Annotated in this window: 1 protein-coding gene; it reads right to left on the bottom strand. The window is 71.6% G+C overall.

Annotated elements, in window-relative coordinates:
- Positions 1 to 1,686, bottom strand: a 1,686-nt coding sequence (locus ACFWZ5_RS46340; RefSeq protein WP_384893323.1) for a hypothetical protein, incomplete at both ends; no start/stop codon positions are given.

The raw sequence follows: 1,686 nt of genomic DNA, 5'->3' as shown, positions 1-1,686 counted from the left end.
GCCTCGCCGTGCAGGGCGGCTGCCTTCTCCTGGTAGTGCGTGGCCCGGGCTTGTGCCTGGCGGCAGTCGCGTTCGGCCAGGGCCCGGCGGCGCTCTTGCGGATCGTCGAGGTCTTCGGGTTCGGGCTTGCCCAAGAACAGGCGCCGCTGGCGCATCAGTTCCTTCAGGCGCGCTTCGGCCTGATCGCGCTGGGCCGTGGGCAGGTCCTCATCGTCCAGGGTGCGGGAGAGTTCCCGGGCCTGGGCGAGCAGGGCCTGTTGCTCCGCGGGCTCTGCAGCAGGGGGTGGCGGTGCGGCGCTCTCCTGTGCAGGAGGTGCGGGCGCCGGGAGCTGCTGGGCCCGGGTTCGGGCGAGGTCGGCTGCGTGACGCAGGTGTGCCGCGGCCTCCTGCGGCTGCTCAGCGGAGCCGTTGTCTTCTACCACGTCGGCCTCGGCCTCCAGTTGTTCGGCGAGGAAGTCCAGGTCGCCGGCGGGGTCCTGGCTGCGGCCGGATTCGATCTGGCCGGCGAGCTGGTCCATCGCCTCCACGGTCATGCTGTCGAGTCCGGCCCCGGCCTGCAGGGCGTGCTGGACGGGCCGGGTCAGGGCGGCGACGGTGGCGGCGGTCTGGTCGTAGTCCTCCAGCAGCGCCACGGCCTGGTCGAGGGCGCGCTGGCGGTGGCTGCGCTCGGCGTGCAGCTCTGCGCTGTCCTGGCTGGGGTCGGGGAGTTTGTCGAGTTCGGCGCAGGCGGAGACGATCGACTCCAGGTGGGAGAGCCGTCCCAGGGTGTGTTCGATGAGGGCTTCGTAGTCGACGTCGCTGGATTCTGCGCTCTCCAGCTGTGCGATCTCGTACTCGAGGCGGGGGAGCTCGGCAGTTTCGCTCTCGTGCAGCTGCGGGGCTGCCTCCAGGGCGTGGCGCAGGCGGCGGATGAGGCTTTCGCCGCCGGGGTCGTCCTGCAGGTCCTGGGGGGCCAGCCGGATCAGGCTGCCGGGCAGGTCGGGGAAGTGCAGGCTGACGGTGAGTTCTTGGGAGGCAGCGGTGGTCTCGATGGCCAGGTCGAGGCCGCCGAAATGCCCGCTGACCGGAGGCGGCGGCGATCCCCGGGAGGCATGCGCGGTGAGCGCCTGGACCGCGGCGGTGCGCAGGGCGCGGGCGCCGGGGGTGTAGCGGTCGTAGGTGACGGCGGCGATGGTCAGGGTGAAGTCGTCGCCGGTGGTGGGCCGGATGCGGCCCAGGGCCGCGGCGCGCAGGGGCAGGGCGGTGCGCAGGCGGCGTGCCTGTTGGTGTTTCTGGGCCAGCAGGGTGCGGGTGGTCAGGCGCTGTCCGGCAGTGATGCGCTGGTCGGAGGAGAGGGCGGCGAGCTGGCCGCGGGTGTCGAACAGCTGGCGCAGGTAGACGTTGCCGGACAGTTCTGCCTGCATGGTGCCGAAGTCGGCCTCGACCTCGTCGATTTCCAGCAGCAGGGCCTGATGGACGCTGCGGCTCATCGCGACGCGGGAGCCGGCGACCTTGGAGGTGAGGATGCCGTATTCCCAACCGTCGAGGGTGTGGCGGGTGCCCATGAGGTGGATGCCGATCTCGGCGTTCTGGTTGCCCCATCGGTGGCCGCGGCCGGTGCGCTGGTCCATCCGGTGCGGGGTGAGCGTCGGGTCCATGTGGATGGCGTCCGTGACCCGGTTTTGCAGGTTGAGGGACTCGCCCATC

Source organism: Streptomyces sp. NPDC059003 (assembly GCF_042740445.1).
Lineage (GTDB): Bacteria > Actinomycetota > Actinomycetes > Streptomycetales > Streptomycetaceae > Streptomyces.
This window is presented reverse-complemented; position numbering and strand designations above follow the sequence as displayed.